Raw genomic sequence first — 1,843 nt, 5'->3', positions numbered from 1 at the left:
GCTGACCGCGCTGAGCTCGACACCACCCGCACCGGGGATGGTCTCGAAAGAGAGACTGGCGGACTCGGCGTGAGCAGGGGAAGCAAGGGGCGCGAGCACGAGTGTGGCGCTGAGCGCGCAGCTCGCCATGACACCAGTGTCGTCGACCGCGTCGCCGCTGCCGTTGGACAGCACGCGCAGGGGGCACGATCGCACGGCGGTTCCCGTCCGGAGACGGGCACTGCCGGCCCACCGGCGGCTGGTTCGGTCACCGGTCGGTGAGGTCGATGTCCAGCAGCTCGGGGAGGCGGTCGAACCAGTCGAGTACGGCACGTTCGTAGGTACGGCCGAAGTCGAGGGTGGCCAGACTGTAGGGGTCCGGGGCGGGGTCGTCGCCGCTCCAGGCGGCCTGCCAACTTGCCTCGTAGTCGGCTAGGCGGTCGGCGTGCTGGCGGCGGTGCCGGCGCAGGTGGTGGGCGAGCACGGCAGGGTCGATGTGGCGGCCCAGCGTGATCATCAGCAGCAGGGGAAACCGGATGGCCTCGTCACCGGGTGGCTGTGCGGCCCACGCGGCGAAGGCCTGCCGCCCGGCGTCGGTCAGAGCGTAGGGCCGGCGGTCGCGAGGGCCGGGGTCGCCGGCCTCGATCAGGCCGGCCTCGGCCATCCGCGACAGCTCGCGGTAGACCTGGCTGCGGGTCAGCGACCAGAACGTCCCGATGGTGTCTTCGGCGACCTGGGTGAGGTCCCAGCCGGTCAGCGGCTTGTCATGCAGGAACCCCAGCAACGACGCAGCGGTGGGGTTCAACTCGTAACCCATTGACAGTCCTAAATGGAATGTTTACCGTCCATTGTGTCCGGTCATTGTAGACGATGGCCAGAAGGGTACGACCACACAGGAGCCGCCATGTCCTCCCACCCTGCCGTCGAAGCCGCACCGGACCCGGCGCGGTCACGTCCGTCGACCACCCCGAGACTGCGCTGGGGCCGGGTCGCGCTGGCCACGGTGGCCGGCGTCGCCGTCCACAGCATCGTGTTCACCCTGCTGTTCGGCAACCCGCTGGTCCGCGGGCTCCTGTTCACTCCCGAAAGCGGCCAGGTCGACTTGGTCGTGGACTTCTGGCACGGCTCTCCGGCCCCGGCACTGACCCCCTTCGGCGCCGTCGAGCCCGGCCCGCGGGTGCTGGTCGTGATGGCCGGGCTGACGGTGTGGCTGGCGATCATCACGGCGGCATTCGAACTGGTCCGCGGCGCGCTGCCGGCGGGCCTGTGGCGACGTGGCCTGGCCGTGGGCGCCGCCGCATGGGGGATCACCTACGTGTTCTTCGAGACCTGGGTGCCCTACAACGTCCTGCACGAACCCTTGCCGCTGGTCGGCCTGGAGTTGGCGTTGGAGGCCGTCGGGATGCTGGCTGTGGGGTTGGTCCTGAGTGCGGTGCTGCACGAGCGCGCCGACCGGCCCCGCTCCGGGGAGGCGTGAGGATGTTCTGGACGCTGCTCTACACGGCGGCGGCCCTGGCGTCGGTCGGCTCGATCGTTGCCGGCCGCCCGTGGGTCAGCCGGCTGGCTCGCCGGTCGGCTCCCGACTGGGTGCGGGCCGACCCGGTGTTCGGCTGGATGGCGACCACCCTGACCTGGCTGTGGGCTGGCCTGTTCGCCTTGGCCGCACTGTTGAGCGCCCTCGTCGAGGTCACCGGCGTCGGCGTGGCCATCGGAGTTGTGCTGAGCCTGGCCGGATGGCAGTCCCCATTACCTTTTAGAGCAGTCCCGCAATGGGACTCCCGGCCTCTGGTCCCGGTATGACTGTGTCCCCCTGTCACCGATGATCCGGGGGGTGGTGTCACCGGGCACCAGAGGCGCCGCACGA

At 70.2% G+C, this 1,843-nt stretch carries 4 protein-coding genes; 2 read left to right on the top strand and 2 right to left on the bottom strand.

Features of this window, described 5'->3' with window-relative positions; translation table 11 throughout:
• On the bottom strand, window positions 1–195 hold a 195-nt coding region (locus ABD848_RS24805), incomplete at its 3' end, for a hypothetical protein (RefSeq protein WP_344977614.1).
• Window positions 196–247: 52 nt separating this feature from the next.
• Complete coding sequence (locus tag ABD848_RS24800) at window positions 248–796, bottom strand: PadR family transcriptional regulator (RefSeq protein ID WP_344977611.1); 549 nt, start codon at window positions 794–796, stop codon at window positions 248–250.
• 87 nt (window positions 797–883) lie between these two features.
• Here ABD848_RS24800 and ABD848_RS24795 point away from each other — a divergent pair, with 87 nt between their 5' ends.
• Window positions 884–1,456: a hypothetical protein gene (locus tag ABD848_RS24795; RefSeq protein ID WP_344977608.1), complete on the top strand. Its 573-nt coding sequence runs from the start codon at window positions 884–886 to the stop codon at window positions 1,454–1,456.
• A gap of 2 nt (window positions 1,457–1,458) precedes the next feature.
• On the top strand, window positions 1,459–1,779 hold the full coding sequence (locus tag ABD848_RS24790; protein WP_344977605.1) for a hypothetical protein: 321 nt from the start codon (window positions 1,459–1,461) through the stop codon (window positions 1,777–1,779).
• The last annotated feature ends 64 nt before the right edge of the window (window positions 1,780–1,843 follow it).

Source organism: Salinactinospora qingdaonensis (genome assembly GCF_039539445.1).
Classification (GTDB): Bacteria; Actinomycetota; Actinomycetes; order Streptosporangiales; family Streptosporangiaceae; genus Salinactinospora; species Salinactinospora qingdaonensis.
This window is presented reverse-complemented; position numbering and strand designations above follow the sequence as displayed.

What these genes read in the sequence shown, in the direction of transcription:
- ABD848_RS24800 (WP_344977611.1), bottom strand. Translation starts at nt 796, where the DNA reads ATGGGTTACGAGTTGAACCCCACCGCTGCGTCGTTGCTGGGGTTCCTG.
- ABD848_RS24795 (WP_344977608.1), top strand. Translation starts at nt 884, where the DNA reads ATGTCCTCCCACCCTGCCGTCGAAGCCGCACCGGACCCGGCGCGGTCA.
- ABD848_RS24790 (WP_344977605.1), top strand. Translation starts at nt 1,459, where the DNA reads ATGTTCTGGACGCTGCTCTACACGGCGGCGGCCCTGGCGTCGGTCGGC.